The sequence below is a fragment of the Streptosporangium nanhuense genome, assembly GCF_059358815.1.
Genome location: NZ_JCADBG010000001.1, coordinates 87,961 through 102,946 on the forward strand (window position 1 = coordinate 87,961; position 14,986 = coordinate 102,946).

At 72.8% G+C, this 14,986-nt stretch carries 11 protein-coding genes; 6 read left to right on the forward strand and 5 right to left on the reverse strand.

What is annotated here, in order from left to right; all coding sequences use genetic code 11:
* Positions 1-37: 37 nt before the first annotated feature.
* A complete protein-coding gene (locus AC5L38_RS00350; protein WP_495240690.1) occupies positions 38-646 on the forward strand; it encodes a PH domain-containing protein in 609 nt (202 codons plus the stop codon).
* Between the two features lie 365 nt (positions 647-1,011).
* Complete coding sequence (locus AC5L38_RS00355; protein WP_495240691.1) at positions 1,012-2,652, forward strand: PH domain-containing protein; 1,641 nt, start codon at positions 1,012-1,014, stop codon at positions 2,650-2,652.
* Between the two features lie 57 nt (positions 2,653-2,709).
* Here AC5L38_RS00355 and sepH read toward each other — a convergent pair whose 3' ends face one another.
* The 3 genes from sepH to AC5L38_RS00370 form a co-directional block, all read right to left on the reverse strand.
* Positions 2,710-4,548: a septation protein SepH gene (sepH, locus tag AC5L38_RS00360; protein WP_495240692.1), complete on the reverse strand. Its 1,839-nt coding sequence runs from the start codon at positions 4,546-4,548 to the stop codon at positions 2,710-2,712.
* A 687-nt stretch (positions 4,549-5,235) separates the two neighbouring features.
* Positions 5,236-6,549 carry a D-arabinono-1,4-lactone oxidase gene (locus AC5L38_RS00365; protein ID WP_495240693.1) on the reverse strand — a complete coding sequence of 438 codons (1,314 nt, stop codon included), beginning with the start codon at positions 6,547-6,549 and terminating at the stop codon, positions 5,236-5,238.
* A gap of 142 nt (positions 6,550-6,691) precedes the next feature.
* Complete coding sequence (locus tag AC5L38_RS00370; RefSeq protein WP_495240694.1) at positions 6,692-7,882, reverse strand: MFS transporter; 1,191 nt, start codon at positions 7,880-7,882, stop codon at positions 6,692-6,694.
* Positions 7,883-8,055: 173 nt separating this feature from the next.
* Here AC5L38_RS00370 and AC5L38_RS00375 point away from each other — a divergent pair, with 173 nt between their 5' ends.
* Complete coding sequence (locus AC5L38_RS00375; protein ID WP_495240695.1) at positions 8,056-9,480, forward strand: lytic transglycosylase domain-containing protein; 1,425 nt, start codon at positions 8,056-8,058, stop codon at positions 9,478-9,480.
* Positions 9,481-9,577: 97 nt separating this feature from the next.
* On the opposite strand, the gene AC5L38_RS00380 is transcribed toward AC5L38_RS00375, so the two are convergent.
* Positions 9,578-10,552 carry a ferrochelatase gene (locus tag AC5L38_RS00380; RefSeq protein ID WP_495240696.1) on the reverse strand — a complete coding sequence of 325 codons (975 nt, stop codon included), beginning with the start codon at positions 10,550-10,552 and terminating at the stop codon, positions 9,578-9,580.
* Between the two features lie 93 nt (positions 10,553-10,645).
* Between AC5L38_RS00380 and AC5L38_RS00385 the strand changes: the two genes are divergently transcribed.
* The gene (locus tag AC5L38_RS00385; RefSeq protein ID WP_495240697.1) at positions 10,646-12,667 is read left to right on the forward strand and encodes a S9 family peptidase; all 2,022 of its coding nucleotides are present in this window, start codon (positions 10,646-10,648) and stop codon (positions 12,665-12,667) included.
* Between the two features lie 234 nt (positions 12,668-12,901).
* Complete coding sequence (locus AC5L38_RS00390; protein ID WP_495241526.1) at positions 12,902-13,636, forward strand: inositol monophosphatase family protein; 735 nt, start codon at positions 12,902-12,904, stop codon at positions 13,634-13,636.
* Between the two features lie 282 nt (positions 13,637-13,918).
* On the opposite strand, the gene AC5L38_RS00395 is transcribed toward AC5L38_RS00390, so the two are convergent.
* On the reverse strand, positions 13,919-14,083 hold the full coding sequence (locus AC5L38_RS00395) for a hypothetical protein (RefSeq protein WP_495240698.1): 165 nt from the start codon (positions 14,081-14,083) through the stop codon (positions 13,919-13,921).
* Between the two features lie 223 nt (positions 14,084-14,306).
* On the opposite strand from AC5L38_RS00395, the gene AC5L38_RS00400 reads away from it, so the two are divergent.
* Positions 14,307-14,960, forward strand: coding sequence for a response regulator transcription factor (locus AC5L38_RS00400; protein ID WP_362864398.1), 654 nt, complete (start codon positions 14,307-14,309; stop codon positions 14,958-14,960).
* Positions 14,961-14,986: the final 26 nt, after the last annotated feature.

Genomic DNA, 14,986 nt, shown 5'->3' on the forward strand with positions numbered 1-14,986 from the left:
GAGCGCTCGCCGGGACAAGAGCGTTTAGGCTGACAGCGTGAGCGACCGAGCCGATGAGCACAGCGCCGCCTCCGAAGAGGCCAGGACGGCCGGTCCGCCGGGTGAGCGCCACGCCGGCGTTCCCGGCCGCACCGGTGTCTCCCTGCGCGCCCCCGCCAACCCGGTCTCCCGCAAGGCGATCGCGTTGTGGTTGCTGGAGGGATTGTTCTGGTCCGTCGTCCTGGCCGGGGGTTCCTTCTTCCTGGCCGGGTGGATCGAGGACGACCGGTGGTCCTGGATGCCCGGGTGGGCACTCGACAACATCGGGTGGCTGCCGTGGCTGATGGTGCTGCTCCTGATCCCCGGCACGCTGGTCGAGCCCTTCTGGCGGTACGCCGTGCACCGGTGGGAGCTCAGCGGGGACGTCGTCTACGCGCGTTCCGGGTGGCTCAGCAGGGAGTGGGTGTTCGTCCCCGTCAGCAGGATCCAGACGGTCGACAAGGCGCAGGGCTGGTTCGAGCGCATGCTGGGCCTGGCCACGGTCGAGATCCGCACCGCCTCCCACGCGGGCTCGTCCACCATCAAGGGTCTTGAGTACCAGGTCGCCGCCGAGCTGGCCGAGGGCCTCGCCCGCCGCGCGGAAGAGCTCAGGGACGACGCGACGTGACCGAATCCTCCGACCACTCCGCGGCTGACCGTCCACCGGCCGACCGCTCGTCGGCCGGACCCGCCTCCGACGGGCATCCACCGGCCGGCCGCCCGGCCGAACCCGCTCCCGGCGGACGTTCACCGGCCGGGTCCGGCCCGCGGCCGGGGCCGGACGGCCCCGCGGCGGGCGAGTGGACCGCCCCCGACGGCGGCGCACCGGGTTCCCCCGATGGCCGGCCGGCCTCCCCGCCCGTCCAGGGCGGTGGCGCACCGGATTTCCCGCCCGTTCACGGCGATGGCGTCTCCGGTACGGGAGCCGTGCCGGAGACGGGAGCCGTGCCGGGAGGGGCCCCGGTCCCGGGAGGGCCGGAGGGGGTGGGGGCCGTGCCGGGGGAGAGGACGCCGACGGAGAGGCCCCTGCGGCTCAGCCCGAAGGTGCTGCTGACCGATCCGATCCGGATGCTGCCCTCGCTCCTCCTGCCGCTGGCCGGTGTCCTGTTCCTCGGCGGTTTCTCCCTCGGATCGTTCGGGTGGGCGGCGTCGGCCGTCGTCGGCTCCGTCATATTCGCGGCCGTGCGCTGGCTCACCTTCACCTACCAGATCGTCGGCGACCGGCTGGAACTCACCCGGTCGCTGATCAGCAGGTCGGTGCGGACGATCCCGCTGGAGCGGATCCGCGGCGTCGACGTCAGCGCCCCGCCGCTGCACCGGCTGCTCGGCATCGCCGTCCTGCGGATCGACACCGGCGCGGGCGGGGACGAGAAGCAGGAGGGCGAGCTCGACGGGGTCACCGTCGAGGAGGGGGAGCGGCTCAAGGCCGTGCTGCTCTGGCACGCCCGCGCCCGGACGGCGAGACGTGTCCAGGCGCGCGGGGCGGCCTCGGCGGCGGATGCCGTCTCCGGTCCCGACGAGCTCACCGCCGGCGCGTCCGGCACGTCCGAGGCGCCCGCGGGACCGCGGGAGGGAGCCGCCGGATCCTCCGCCCGCCACGAGGTGGGCGACACCACCCCCGAGCGGGTGTTCTTCGTGATGCCGAGGAAGTGGCTCGCGTACGGCCCCCTCTCCGGCGCCTACCTGCTGACCCCGTTCGCGCTGGTGGCCGGTGCCGTGGGCCTGGCGTTCCAGTGGGGCAGCGAGCTCAGGATCGACCGGCGGCTCGTGGTGGGCGCGGGGGAGTGGATCTGGGAGCACCCGCCCCTGCTCATCGCGGCCGGGGTGCTGCTGCTCCTCGCCATGCCGGTGATCGCCGTGATCATGTACGCGGTGTTCAACTGGGACTTCACCCTCCGCGCCAGCGAGGGATACCTGATCGCCGGGCGCGGCCTGATCACGCGCAGGAGCGTGTCGCTGGAGCGGCGCAGGGTACGGGGGTTCGAGTTCGTCGAAGGGCCCGCCGAGCGCCGGGCGGGGCTCGGCCGCGCGTGGGCGATCGTGACCGGTCTCGGCGACTCCGAGACCCGGGGCCAGCTGATGCCCGTGGCCCCGAGGGACGTCGTGCTCGGCGTGGTGGGCGAGGCGATCGGCCCGATCGCCACCGGGCTGCGGCCGCACCCGTCGGCGGCGCGCAGGCGCAGGCTGTTCCGGGCGATCTTCCCGTGGCTGTTGATCGCCGCCTGTACGGTGCCGGCCGCCCTGCTGTGGTCCGGGTTCTGGTGGGTGCTCGCGGGGCCCGCCCTGCTGCTCGCCCTGCTGGGCGTACCGCTCGGCCTCGACCGCTACCGGTCCCTCGGCCACACGTACGACGGGAGCCGGCTGTCGGTCCGGTCGGGGTCGCTGCGGCGCTCCCAGGCGGTGGTGGAGGAGCGGGCCGTGGTCGGCTGGACCCTGAGCCAGACCTGGTTCCAGCGACGCGCCGGCGTGCTGACCGTGACCGCGGGCGTGGGGGCGGGCACCGGCGGCTACGCCGCCTTCGACGTCGGCGAGGCCGATGGGCCCGCCTTCGCCGCCGAGGTCACTCCCGCCTGGCTCGCCCCGTTCCTCGTCCCGGGCACCCCTGCCGCCCCGGACGCCTCCGGGAACGGCTGACACACGGCGAGGCGGGGACGACCGGTGTCCCGGTCACCCCCGCCTGGCGCGGTGCGGTCAGTCCTGGCGGCGAGCGCCGAACATGATCTCGTCCCAGGTGGGCACGGACGCGCGCCGCCCCCGGGACTTCTTGGCAGGCCGCGCCGGAGCCGGTGCCGGCTTCGGCGGCTCCGCGGGCTTCTCCGCCGCGGGCTTGTCGACCTTGGTCTCCTGCATTGCCCCCGTGTCCCCCTGTGTCTCTTGCCTGCCCGGCTCGGCCTTGGCCCGCTCGTCCACGCTGACGCGCGCCGCCGGTACAGCTATCGAACCCTCCTGGGCCGATCCGGTCTCCGGCGCAGCTTCGGAGGAGGGGGTCTCCTTCGCCGCGACGGTCTTCTCCGCTTCCGCGGAAACCCGCTCGGTGGTCTTCTCCGCGGCGGGGGGACGCCGGTCGGCGGGAGCGGAGGGTACGGCGGCCGGAGCGAGCTCCGCCGCCTCCGGCGTGGCCTCGGCGGCGGGCGGCTCGGCGACCTCGGGGGTCTTCACGACCTCCGGTGCCCTCGCCGTCGCGGGCTCGGCCACGGCCTTCGCCGCGGTGACCGCCTCCTCGGGGGGAGCGGCCGGTCCGTGCTCGGGGGAGGGCCCCCGCGCGGCGGATCCGTGCGTGGCGGGTTCCGGTTCGGACGCCGGTTCTGACACTGGTTCGGGTGCCGGTTCGGGTGTGGTCGCCGCGGGCGGTTCGGCCGCCGTCGCGGGGACGGGCCGCGGCACGACGGGTGCCGGGGGCTCCGGCTCCGGGGCGGTGACCGGCTCGTAGGCGGCCGGTGTGACCGGCTCGTACGCGGCCGGCTCGTACGTGACGGGCTCGTGCGCCGCAGGTGTGACCGGCTCGTACGGGGGCGGGTAGGGGGCGAGGGGCTCGGGCAGCACGGGCTCGGGGGGCCTGACCCGCGTGACGGGGTCGGAACCCTGGGCCGCGGGGGCGACGGGCTCCGGAGCCCGCTCCGGCTGGTATCCGGCCGGGTCGGGAGCGCGCAGCGGCGGCACCGACACCCTCGGCGCCTCGTATCCGGCGGGCAGCGGGGGCATGGGCGGCTGCTGGTAGGCGGCCGGGGACTGCGAGGGCGCCGACGGCACCGAGGGCGCGGGGGGCGCCGGAGGCGCGGCGGTCTCGGCCTGCGCGTAGGCGGGCCGGGGCTGGGCCGGGGTCTCGTGCCGCAGGACCGAGGGGAAGGCCACCGGCGGCTGGTTCAGCGGCTCGGGCGCCAGCGGCGGCACCGGGGCGAGCTTGGCCACGCGCGGCACGAACGGCGTGACCGTGGTGTCCTCGAACGCCTCGACGTCCTCGCCGCTGGACAGCCGCAGGGCCTCGTCGTCGTGGGGTGTGATGTGGCGCCGGCGCGGGTCGAAGAGCCACTCGGCGTTGCGCGTGTGACCGTTCCACACGAACCCGAGCTTGATGCGCCACATGTTGTCGTCCCGCTTGGCGGAGTCCCACTCGATCTCGTCGGCGGGGACGCCACGGCGGGTCAGCCGCTCGGCGACCAGGTCGCCGAGGGTGGGACCGGGAGCGGAGTCGCCGGGCAGGCGTACGGCGCAGCGCTGCGCCTGCTGTGCCATGTACTCACGTTCCTGGAGCACGGGGCCCTCGAACCACCGCACGCGCTCGACCGGGATTCCCGCCGTGTTGGCGATCTCCTCCGCGGTCTCGCCGGCACGGATCCGGGCCTGGATCTCCTTGGGGCGCAACGGACTCTCCACTTCGATCTCGTACTGGCCGAGACGGGAGAAGTTGCCGCGGACGGCAGCACGGAGCCGGTCGTCGACGGGCAGCGTGAACCGGGTACCCCGGCCGGCTGTCGCCAGCACGAGATAGGTCCCGTCCTCACTCACCGCGACGAGTCGGAGCTCCTGCATGCGAGTCCCTTCGTCGTCGTGCTCAATCTTCCCCCGGACCCTTGAGTCTCTCGCGTGTGCCGGTTGCCTGCCAGCACCGTACCCGGCATGTCCGAACATCGCCTTCCTGGATGGGGCTCGCAGCGATGTGACGCCGGTCACATTTGCTCCATTCATCTAATTACAGGGCACCGGGCTGGAGCAGCAACTTCGGGGTCCTCAAGGAATTCTCACGGATAACTCCGGGAACCGCTGCGGACTTCCACCAAGAACCGGGAGATGGCGGTGAGGCCGGTCCGCCGGTCCGGGGAGGGTATGCCGCGATTGCGGCGTTGTGCGGGGGCCGGTCGTCGCGGTCCGTGACGAGGTCCGTGAGGACGGGACGCGGCGGCGGCGGGCATGGACGGCGGGAGAAGGTCATCTCCAGCGGACTCCCTCGGGGTCGAGCGGCGCGGGCGTCTGCGAATCTGCCCCTCGCGCGCGTCCGGGAACGGCGGGACACGCGGACGCGTCACTCTTCGAGCGAGCCTTTGCGCCACCCTTTACCGAAAGCTGGCGAGAAGCGGCCGATTCGGGGGAACGGGGCCGTGCGGTCGGGGGTGGCCGGGGGTCAGGGGAATCGGCGCCGCCGCGAAGACGTGACCGGGGGAGGCCCGAGGGCGCCGTCCCTCAGCCCAGGACCTCAGCCCAGGACCTCAGCCCAGGACCTCAGCCCAGGACGGTGTCGAGATGGTCGTTGGCGAAGGCGCGTCCCGGGTCGAGGGCATCGCGTACCGCCAGGAAGTCAGCGAAACGGGGATAGACCTGTGCCAGGTAGGCCGCGTCGCGGGTGTGCAGCTTGCCCCAGTGCGGCCGGCCGCCGAGCCTCGTCATGATCTCCTCGACGCCCTCGAAGTAGGCCGGGTTCGGGGTCGGCCGGTAGACGTGGCAGGCGAGATAGGCCGAGTCCCTGCCGTAGGCGGTGGACAGCCAGGCGTCCGAGGCCGGGGTGACCCGCACCTCGACCGGGAAGGTGATCTTCCAGTCCCGCCGTTCCACCAGGTCGCGGACCTCGCGGAGGGCCTGGCCGAGGTGCTCGCGCGAGATGGCGTACTCCATCTCCAGGAAGCGCACCTCCCGCACGCTCGTGAAGACCCGGTGCGAGGCGTCGGTGTGGGTCGAGGCCGACAGCGTCGCGGCCGAGAGCGCGTTGAGCCGGGGGATGGCCCCCGGGTAGCGCCCGCCGACACCGCACAGCGCGCCGAACAGGGTGTTCTCCATGAAGTGGTTGTCGAGCCAGTGCCTGAACGCGCCCGGGGGTCTGGCCGGCCCGGGATCGCGGTTGTTGCGCTTGGTCAGGCAGGTGTCGGTGTGCGGCAGCCAGAAGAAGTCGAGGTGCTCGTTGCCGGCGACGAGCGTGTCGAGGGAGCCGAGGATCGCGGTCAGCGTCATCGGTTCCCGCACGTTGCGCAGCAGGAAGGCGGGCTCCACCCGGAAGGTCACCGCGGTCACCACGCCGAGCGCGCCCAGGCTCACCCTGGCGGCGTCGAACAGGTCCCGCTCGGCCACCCCGCGGATCTTCCCCTCACCGTCGCCGCGGACCGTGACGATCTCGCCGTCGGCGAGCACCATCTCCAGCGCCAGAACCTGGTCGGCCATCCCGCCGACGTCCCTGCCGCTGCCGTGAGTGCCGGTCTGGATGGCCCCGGCCACGGTCTGGGCGTCGATGTCGCCCATGTTGGCCAGGGCCAGGCCCCTGCGGTGCAGCTCCCGGTTGAGCGCGCCGACCGTCGTCCCGGCCTCGGTCGTCACCCAGCCGTCCCCGGCCTCGCGGATCCCGGTCAGCGCGCCGGGCCGCAGCAGGAGGCCGTCGGTCAGCGCCACCGGGGTGAACGAGTGGCCGGTGCCGGTCATGCGCACCCGGCGGCCCGCCGCGACGGCGTCCCGCACGGCCCGCGACACCTCCTCGGCGGAGGAGGGCGTACGGACCTCCGCGGGGGTGGCGGACTGGTTCCGGGCCCAGTTGCGGAAGGTCTCGCCCATGGTCACTCCTGCCCGCGGGCGGCACCCGGCCGTCCGGGGGCGCCGACGCCCCCGGGCGCGGGGGAGTCACGCCCGCGCTCAGGCGGGCCACCGCCGGTTCACGTTCGTGCGTTTCGACAGCGAATATGAACGATACTCACGATCACTGCTGGGCGACAGGGGTTCGCAGCCAGGCGGAGCCGCCGACGCCGACCGTCACGGCCAGCAGGGCGCAGGCGAAGGAGAACCCGTAGGCGTTGGAGGCGCCGAACGCGTCGGTGAGCCTGCCCCCCGCCCACGCGCCGATCGCCACGCCGAACCCGACCGAGGTCGAGATCCAGGCCATGCCCTCGGTGAGCAGGCTCGCCGGGACCAGCTGCTCGGTCAGGCTGTAGCCGGTGATGATGGTCGGGGAGATGGCCAGCCCCGCCAGGAACAGCGCGCCCGCCATGACCCTGAGGTCGCCGATGAGCGTGATCGGGGTCAGGCCCACCGCGAACACCCCGAGCGAGCGGACGAACCTGCTGCTCAGCGGGATGCTCCACTGCCGGGCGCCGTACCACAGGCCGGAGACCAGGCTCCCCCCGGCGAACGAGGCGAGCAGCAGCCCGGCCACGGGCTTGGCGCCCTGCTCCTCGGCGAACGCGACCGTGATCAGGTCGACCGAGCCGAACACCGCCCCCATCGCCAGGAAGGCGCACGACATCAGGGCGACGCCGGGAATGGTGATCGGGGTGCCCGAACGGGTCTGCCTGGGTCGGACGGGCGGCTCCGTGCCGCGCTGCAGCGCGAAGGCGATCGTGCCCGCGACCGTGCAGGTCAGGGCGACGATCAGGCCCGCGTACGGGTTGACCATGGTGGCCAGGGCGGTGACCAGGGCGGGGCCGCCGACGAAGATGACCTCGTCGGCGACAGACTCGAAGGAGAACGCCGTGTGCAGCCTCGCCGACCCGGCCAGCAGGTGGGACCAGCGGGCCCGCACGAGCGAGCCGAGCGAGGGCGCGGTCAGGCCCACCGCGACGCCGGTGGCGAAGAGCGTCCAGCGGGGGGCGCCGTGATGGGCGCAGAGCATCATGCCGCTCAGCGCGGCGCCGTGCGTCAGGACGAGCGGGACGACTACTCTGGCCTGGCCGAACCTGTCGACCAGGCGCCCCGACAGCGGGGCCGCGACGGCCAAGGAGACGCTGACGGTGGCCGCGACCGCGCCCGCCGCCGCGTAGGAGCCGGTGAGCGCCTCGATGAGCAGAATGACGCCGATGCCCAACATCGACATGGGCATCCGCCCGAAGAATCCCGCGAGGACGAAACCCCTGACGCCGGGCGTGTCGAAAAGCTCCCGGTACGGCCCGACCACCGATGAACCCCTAGCTGCTCTGCACGCCTGGAACACGCCGACGATTTCGCACAGAACCGCTGATCGGCAAGTGATTTTCCGGGCAACGGCTCACGACGCGGTCTATTGGAGCTAACGTGAGCGCGGTGTCACGTCTTCCCGGGTTGCGGTTGCTTGTCCCAGTAGCAGTGGTCATGACCGCTCTCCTCGCCCTCGGCGGCGTCGCGCTCGCGATGATCAACGCCGGTCGCCCCGTCGCTCCCGCGACCTCCGCGGCCTCCGGCGAGAGCGCCGTCGTGGAGTCACGCATCCGGGACCTGTCGGCGATCGCGCCGGTGGCCGACCCTCCCGCGGTCCCGGTGGGTTCGGCCGACCCGAACTCGAACCCGGCGGGCCCGGCCGACCCGGACCCGCTGGGCTCCGCGGACCCCGGCCCGAGCCTCGACCCGAATCCGGACGTCTCGGCCGGAGGCGGCCAGGACCAGCGCGGCCAGGACCCGCGGAGCCCCGGCCCGCAGGATCCGGGCCCGCAGAATCCGGGCCCGCGAGATTCCGTCTCCCAGGGGCCGACCCCCGGGCCGGGAACCGGGGAGTCCCCCGATCCGGGCGCGACGGGTGCTCCCGGGCTCGTCCCCACCCCGCCCCGGCTGATGGTCATCTCCCCCTCGACGCTGACCGAGCAGACCAAGGAGGACATCTCCCGGCTCAAGTACGTCCAGAAGATCGACTCCTTCGACGGCGGGGCGGTCAAGGTGTCCGGGATCGGGCTCAACCTCATCGCGGTCGATCCGGCCCGCTTCCGCGCGTGGGCCCCCAAAGCCGTCGCCGAACACCAGAGGATCTGGGACGCCCTCGCCAGGGGGGAGTTCGTCGCCGACAACTCGGCGGCGCGCCGCCTCGGACTGGTCCTCGGCTCGGAGTACCAGGTTGACGGCGGCCCCCGGCTGCGGGCCGCGGCCTCCGCCGGGTTCGGCCTGCCCGGCGTGGACGGCATCGTGGGGGAGGAGACCGGCCGCAGGCTCGGCCTGCTGCCCGGCGTGGCGCTGCTCGTGCACAGCTCGGAGCGGGCCGCCACGGTCCTCAGGACACGGGTGGGCAGGTTGCTGGGCCCGGGTTCCCAGGTGATCGCCGTCGGCGGCTCCCGCAAGGCGAAACCCACCGCGAAGCCCGCCACCGGCGGGACGACCGGGACGACCGGGAAGACGGGCATCGGCCAGGTGCGGCAGGCCACGGTCGGCAGGCCGGGCAGCTACCTGGAGCTCTACCGCAAGGCGGCCGGGGTCTGCCCGGGGCTCTCCTGGACGGTCCTGGCCGCGATCGGCCAGGTGGAGAGCTCGCACGGGCGCAACAACGGCCCCTCCTCGGCGGGCGCGCAGGGACCGATGCAGTTCATGCCCGCCACCTGGAAGGCCTACGGCGTGGACGGCGACAGCGACGGGATCGCCGACATCTGGAACCCGTACGACGCGGTTCCCGGCGCGGCCAACTACCTGTGCGCCAACGGGGCGGGCCGGGGCGGCAAGAAGCTGGAGAAGGCCATCTGGTTCTACAACCACTCCTGGTCGTACGTCGCCAAGGTCATGGGCATCTCCCGCGGCTACGCCGCCGCCTACCCCTGAGCCGCCCGCGACCGGCTGTGCCCGCGACCGGCCGCGCCGAGGACCACCCGCGTTCTCGTGCCCGCGTGCGGTCCCGTGATCGGCTACGGCCTCGTGGTCACGAGCGGCGGCGCGGCGGGGCCGGGCAGCAGGTGGCCGCGCACGCGACGGGCTCGGGCTCGGCGAGCAGCTCCCCGACCATCGAGACGAAGCGCGGGTGGGTCCCGGCGGTGAACGCCCTGACCAGCGGCAGGCCGATCTTCTTCGCCGTCTCCGCGGCCTCCACGTCGAGGTCGTAGACGACCTCCATGTGGTCGGAGACGAAGCCGATCGGCACCAGCACCACCGCCGGGGCGTCGATCTCCAGCAGGTGGTCGCAGACGTCGGGCTCCAGCCACGGGATGTGCGGGGCGCCGCTCCGGCTCTGCCAGACCAGGTCCCACTCCCTGCCGCCGTCGCCGCCGCCGCCCACCTCGGCGGTGACCAGCGCCGCCGCCCGGCGCAGCTGCGCCTCGTAGGCCCCGCCGCCCGGCCCGGCCGTCGTGGCCATCGAGATCGGGATGCTGTGCGCGGTGAAGACCAGCCGCGCGGAGTCCCGGAGCCCGGCGGGCAGCCGGTCCAGGGCCTGGCGGGTGTGGTCGGCCATCGCCGCGACGAACCCCGGGTGGTCGAAGTAGTGCCGGAGCTTGACGACCTCCGGGGCACCCTCGACCGCGGCCCTGGCCAGCGCGATGTCGTCGATGTACTGGCGGCAGGCCGAGTACGAGCTGTAGGCGGAGGTGACGAAGGCCGCGGCCCTGCGAACACCGTCCGACGCCATCCGGCGGAGCGTGTCCTCCAGGTAGGGGTGCCAGTTACGGTTGCCCCAGTAGATCGGGAGGTCGATGGTCGGCTCCACGGCCGCGATCAGGTCGCGGCACTGCTGGTTGATCGGGCTGGCCCCGCCGAAGCGCTGGTAGTGCGCCTCGACCTCCAGCAGCCGCTCGCGCGGGATGCCTCTGCCCCGGACCACGTTCTCCAGGAACGGCATCACGTCGTCCGGCTTCTCCGGTCCCCCGAACGAGACGACGAGAAGCGCGTCGTAATTCCCCATGGGATTTATCAAACCGCATGCCTGGGTGTCCTCTTGCACTGCCACCTTGAGTAGTTCGTTATCAACAAGGTTTGTGGATGCATGTTCGGATGCATGTTCGGAGACGATCGCCGGGGTAAGTTCGAAACCGTGACCCCTTTTAACGACATCCGCGATTATGTCGGCGTGCCGCGGGTGGCATCCCTGCGGCTATCCCCCGATGGAGCGCGCCTGGTCAGCGTGGTGCAGGCGCTTAATCCCGACGGAAGATCCTACGGGACCTCCCTGTGGGAGATTCCTCTCGACGGCCGCCGGCCGTACCGGCTGACCAGATCCGTCAAGGGCGAGGCCGGGGCGGAGTTCACGCAGGACGGCGATCTGCTCTTCGGCTCGCGCAGGCCCGACCCGACCGTCAAGGAGGCGGAGGAGGAGGTTCCCGGGCTCTGGCTGCTGCCCGCGGCCGGAGGTGAGGCCCGCCAGATCGCCTCCAGGCCCGGCGGCATCGCCGGGTTCATGAGCGGCGGCAAGACCGTGGTCTTCGGCTCCGACGTCCTCCCCGGAGACGAGGCGGACGAGGCCGAGCGGCGCAAGACACGCAAGGACGCGGGAGTCAGCGCGATCCTGCACGAGAGCTACCCGGTGCGCTACTGGGATCACGACCTCGGTCCCGGCGAGCCCCGGCTGTTCGCGGGCACCCTGGGCGACGACGAGCGGCTGGCCGACGTCAGGGACCTCACCCCGCAGCCGGGCAAGGCGCTGTCCAGCCACAGCGCGTGCGACGTGTCACCGGACGGCTCCACGGTCGTGACGACCTGGGGCGTGTCGATGCCGCGGGGCGAGCTCCGCTTCGAGCTGGTCGCCATCGACACGGCCGACGGCGGCGCCCGGCGGGTCGTGGCCGCCGCGGACGACCACGACTTCGACGGGCCGGTCAGGATCTCCCCCGACGGGCGCCTGGTGGCGTGCGTCAGGAACAACCACGCCGACATCGACCTGATCCCCGAGAGCACCCTGTGGATCGTCGACCTGGCCACCGGAGAGGGCCGCCCGGCGGGCGGCGCGCTCTGGCCGTCCGGCATCGTCTGGGCGCCCGACTCCCGCTCGCTGTTCGTGGTCGCCGACGACCACGGCCGCCGCCCGATCTTCCGGGTCCCGGTCGACGGGTCCGCGCCGGAGCGGCTCACCTCCGACGACGCCGCCTACTCCTCGCTCAACATCGCGCCCGACGGTGCCGTGTACGCGCTGCGCAGCGCCGTGGACGCGCCCCCGGCCCCGGTCAGGGTGGCCCCGGACGGCACGATCGGCAGGCTGACCTCCCCCGCGCCCGAGCTGGAGCTGCCCGGCACGCTCACCGAGGTCACCGTGACCGCCGACGACGGCGCGGAGATCAGGGCCTGGCTGGTGCTTCCGGAGGGCGCCTCCGCGGAGAACCCCGCCCCGCTCCTGCTGTGGATCCACGGCGGCCCGCTGTCCAGCTGGAACGACTGGTCCTGGCGCTGGAACCCGTGGATCATGGCCCAGCAGGGTTACGCCGTGCTGCTGCCCGACCCGTGCCTGTCCACCGGCTACGGGCCGGAGATGATCCGGCGCGGCTGGGCCGACTGGGGCCCGCGCACCCACGCCGACCTGATGGCGATCACCGACGCCGCCCTGGAGCTGCCCCAGGTCGACCCCACCAGGACCGCCGCCATGGGCGGCTCGTTCGGCGGCTACATGGCCAACTGGGTCGCCGGGCACACCGGCAGGTTCAGGGCGATCGTCACCCACGCCTCGCTCTGGAACCTCGACCAGTTCGCGGGCACCACAGACGCGTCCATGTACTGGCAGCGCGAGTTCGGCTCCCCGGGCACCGGCCTGTACACCAAGCTCTCCCCGCACCTGTCACTGGAGAACATCTCCACCCCGATGCTGGTCGTCCACGGCGACAAGGACTACCGGGTGCCCATCGGGGAGGCGCTGCGCCTGTGGTGGGACCTGCAGCGCTCGGAGGTGGAGTCGAAGTTCCTGTACTTCCCCGACGAGAACCACTGGGTGCTCAAGCCGGGCAACGCGGTCGTCTGGTACGAGACCGTCCTGGCCTTCCTCGATCAACATGTCCTCGGACGCGAGTGGAAGCGCCCGGAGTCGCTGTCGTGAGCCCGGCGCGGCGAACGGGGGCGCCGCGCGACGGGAGCGACGACGGGAGCGACGACGGGGGATCCGGGAGGCGGGCGGGAATGCCGTACGCCAGGCTGGGCATATGGGGGCGGCGGGTGCCGTCGTGGGCCCGCCGGAACGAGTGAGGGACGAGTGAGGAGTGAGGAGCGGATCGTGGACAGCGCCGTGACCTTCGGCCGGCTGGCGGAGGAGATCGCCAGGGAGGCCGGTGAGATGCTGCTGGCCAAGCGGCCGGCCCGCCCCGAGGTGCTGGTCACCAAGTCCAGCCCCACCGACGTGGTGACCGCCCTCGACCGGGCCTCGGAGGAGCTCATCCGAGACAGGATCAAGGCGGTCAGGCCCGACGACGCGATCCTCGGCGAGGAGGGCGGCCCCACCGGTGAGGGCAGGGTCCGCTGGGTCGTCGACCCGATCGACGGGACGGTCAACTTCCTGTACGGGGTGCCCGAGTGGGCGGTCAGCATCGCGGTCGAGGTGGACGGCGAGGTGATCGCGGGAGTGGTCAACGTCGTGCCCCGCGGCGAGGTGTTCACCGCCGTCAAGGGCGGGGGCGCCTGGCTGGCGGGGGAGCGGCTGAGCTGCAACACCGGCGTGCCGCTGGAACGGGCGCTGATCGCCACCGGGTTCGGCTACGAGAGCGGGCGGCGCGAGGTGCAGGCGGAGGTGCTCCGCCACGTGCTGCCGCGGGTGCGTGACATCCGCAGGGGCGGCTCGGCCGCCTCCGACCTGTGCGCGGTGGCGGCGGGGCGGGTGGACGGCTACTACGAGCGCGGCCCCCAGTACTGGGACTACGGCGCCGGCGGCCTCATCGCCGCCGAGGCCGGGGCCAGGGTCGGCGGGCTGGAGGGCAGACCGGCCAATCCGGGGCTCACCCTGTGCGCGGCGCCCGGCCTGTTCGAGGAGCTGCACGACCTGCTGCTCCCGCTCGACCCGGAACGCGACGCCTGACCCAGGGCCCGGGGGCCAGGGCTCGGGGCCCGGGGGCCAGGGCTCGGGGCTCGGGGCTCCAAGGCCCAGGGCTCGGGCTCCAAGGCCCAGGGCTCGGGCTCCAAGGCCCAGGGCTCGGGCTCCAAGGCCCAGGGCTCGGGCTCCAAGGCCCAGGGCTCGGGCTCCAAGGCCCAGGGCTCGGGCTCCAAGGCCCAGGGCTCGGGCTCCAAGGCCCAGGGCTCGGGGTTCGAGGCCCAGGGCACGAAAAAGCCCCCCGGCCGGGCGGCCGGGGGGCTTTTCCCGTCAGCGCTGAATGGGGACGCCGTTGTCTGTGGCCAGACGGTGGAGATCCTCGATCTCGGCGGTGAGGGTGTCGGCGAGGTAGTCGTCGCCGGAGGTCCTGGCCTCCTGCAGACTCCTGTGTGCCTGGTCGAGGCGGTGTTCGATTGTGGTGGTGAACTCGCCCATCTCACCTTCTTTCTCACGGGCTCATGGGGACGGAAGGTACCGCGATAGAGACTGGAACCGGCTGTACCCAGGGTGAACCACGAGCTAAACCTGCGTGTTCCCGACATCACACGGAGTGCCCCTTCTCGTGAGGGGCCTTACCGTGTGCTTACAGGTGGTGCGGGGAGAATGGGGAGCCGCCCCAGCGGTTGCTCAGGGAATGTGACGGGAGGTGCCATAAGCCGTGCGAGTGCTTGTGGTTGAGGATGAGCGGGTGCTCGCCGACGCGATCGCGACCGGGCTCCGGCGCGAGGCGATGGCCGTGGACGTGGCCTATGACGGCGCCGGGGCGCTGGAGCGGACGGGATACATCGACTACGACGTCATCGTCCTCGACAGGGACCTGCCCAAGATCCACGGCGACGAGGTCTGCCGCCGCCTGGTCGCCTCCCGCACCGCGTCCAGGATCCTCATGCTGACCGCCTCCGGCGACGTCGACGACAAGGTGGAGGGGCTGGGGCTGGGGGCCGACGACTACCTGGCCAAGCCCTTCGTGTTCGTCGAGCTCGTCGCGCGGGTGCGGGCGCTGGGCCGCCGTTCGGCCCCGGCGCTGCCGCCGGTGCTGGAGCGCTCCGGGGTCCGCCTGGACCCGGGCAAGCGGCTGGTCACCAGGGACGGCGGTGAGATCGCGCTCACGAAGAAGGAGTTCGCGGTCCTGGAGGAGCTGATGCGCGCCGAGGGCGCGGTCGTCAGCCAGGAGGACCTGCTGGACAAGGCGTGGGACGAGAACATCGACCCGTTCACCAACGTGGTGCGCGTCACCATGATGACGCTGAGAAAGAAGCTGGGCGAGCCTCAGGTGATCGAGACGGTGCCCGGGGTCGGGTACAAGTTGTGAACGCTCCGGCAGGCGGAGGAGAGGAA

Coding starts and splice junctions, on each gene's coding strand:
- AC5L38_RS00395 (WP_495240698.1), bottom strand. CDS start 14,083: ATGGGCGAGTTCACCACCACAATCGAACACCGCCTCGACCAGGCACAC.
- AC5L38_RS00375 (WP_495240695.1), top strand. CDS start 8,056: ATGACCGCTCTCCTCGCCCTCGGCGGCGTCGCGCTCGCGATGATCAAC.
- AC5L38_RS00390 (WP_495241526.1), top strand. CDS start 12,902: ATGCTGCTGGCCAAGCGGCCGGCCCGCCCCGAGGTGCTGGTCACCAAG.
- AC5L38_RS00380 (WP_495240696.1), bottom strand. CDS start 10,552: ATGGGGAATTACGACGCGCTTCTCGTCGTCTCGTTCGGGGGACCGGAG.
- AC5L38_RS00365 (WP_495240693.1), bottom strand. CDS start 6,549: ATGGGCGAGACCTTCCGCAACTGGGCCCGGAACCAGTCCGCCACCCCC.
- AC5L38_RS00385 (WP_495240697.1), top strand. CDS start 10,646: ATGTTCGGAGACGATCGCCGGGGTAAGTTCGAAACCGTGACCCCTTTT.
- sepH (WP_495240692.1), bottom strand. CDS start 4,548: ATGCAGGAGCTCCGACTCGTCGCGGTGAGTGAGGACGGGACCTATCTC.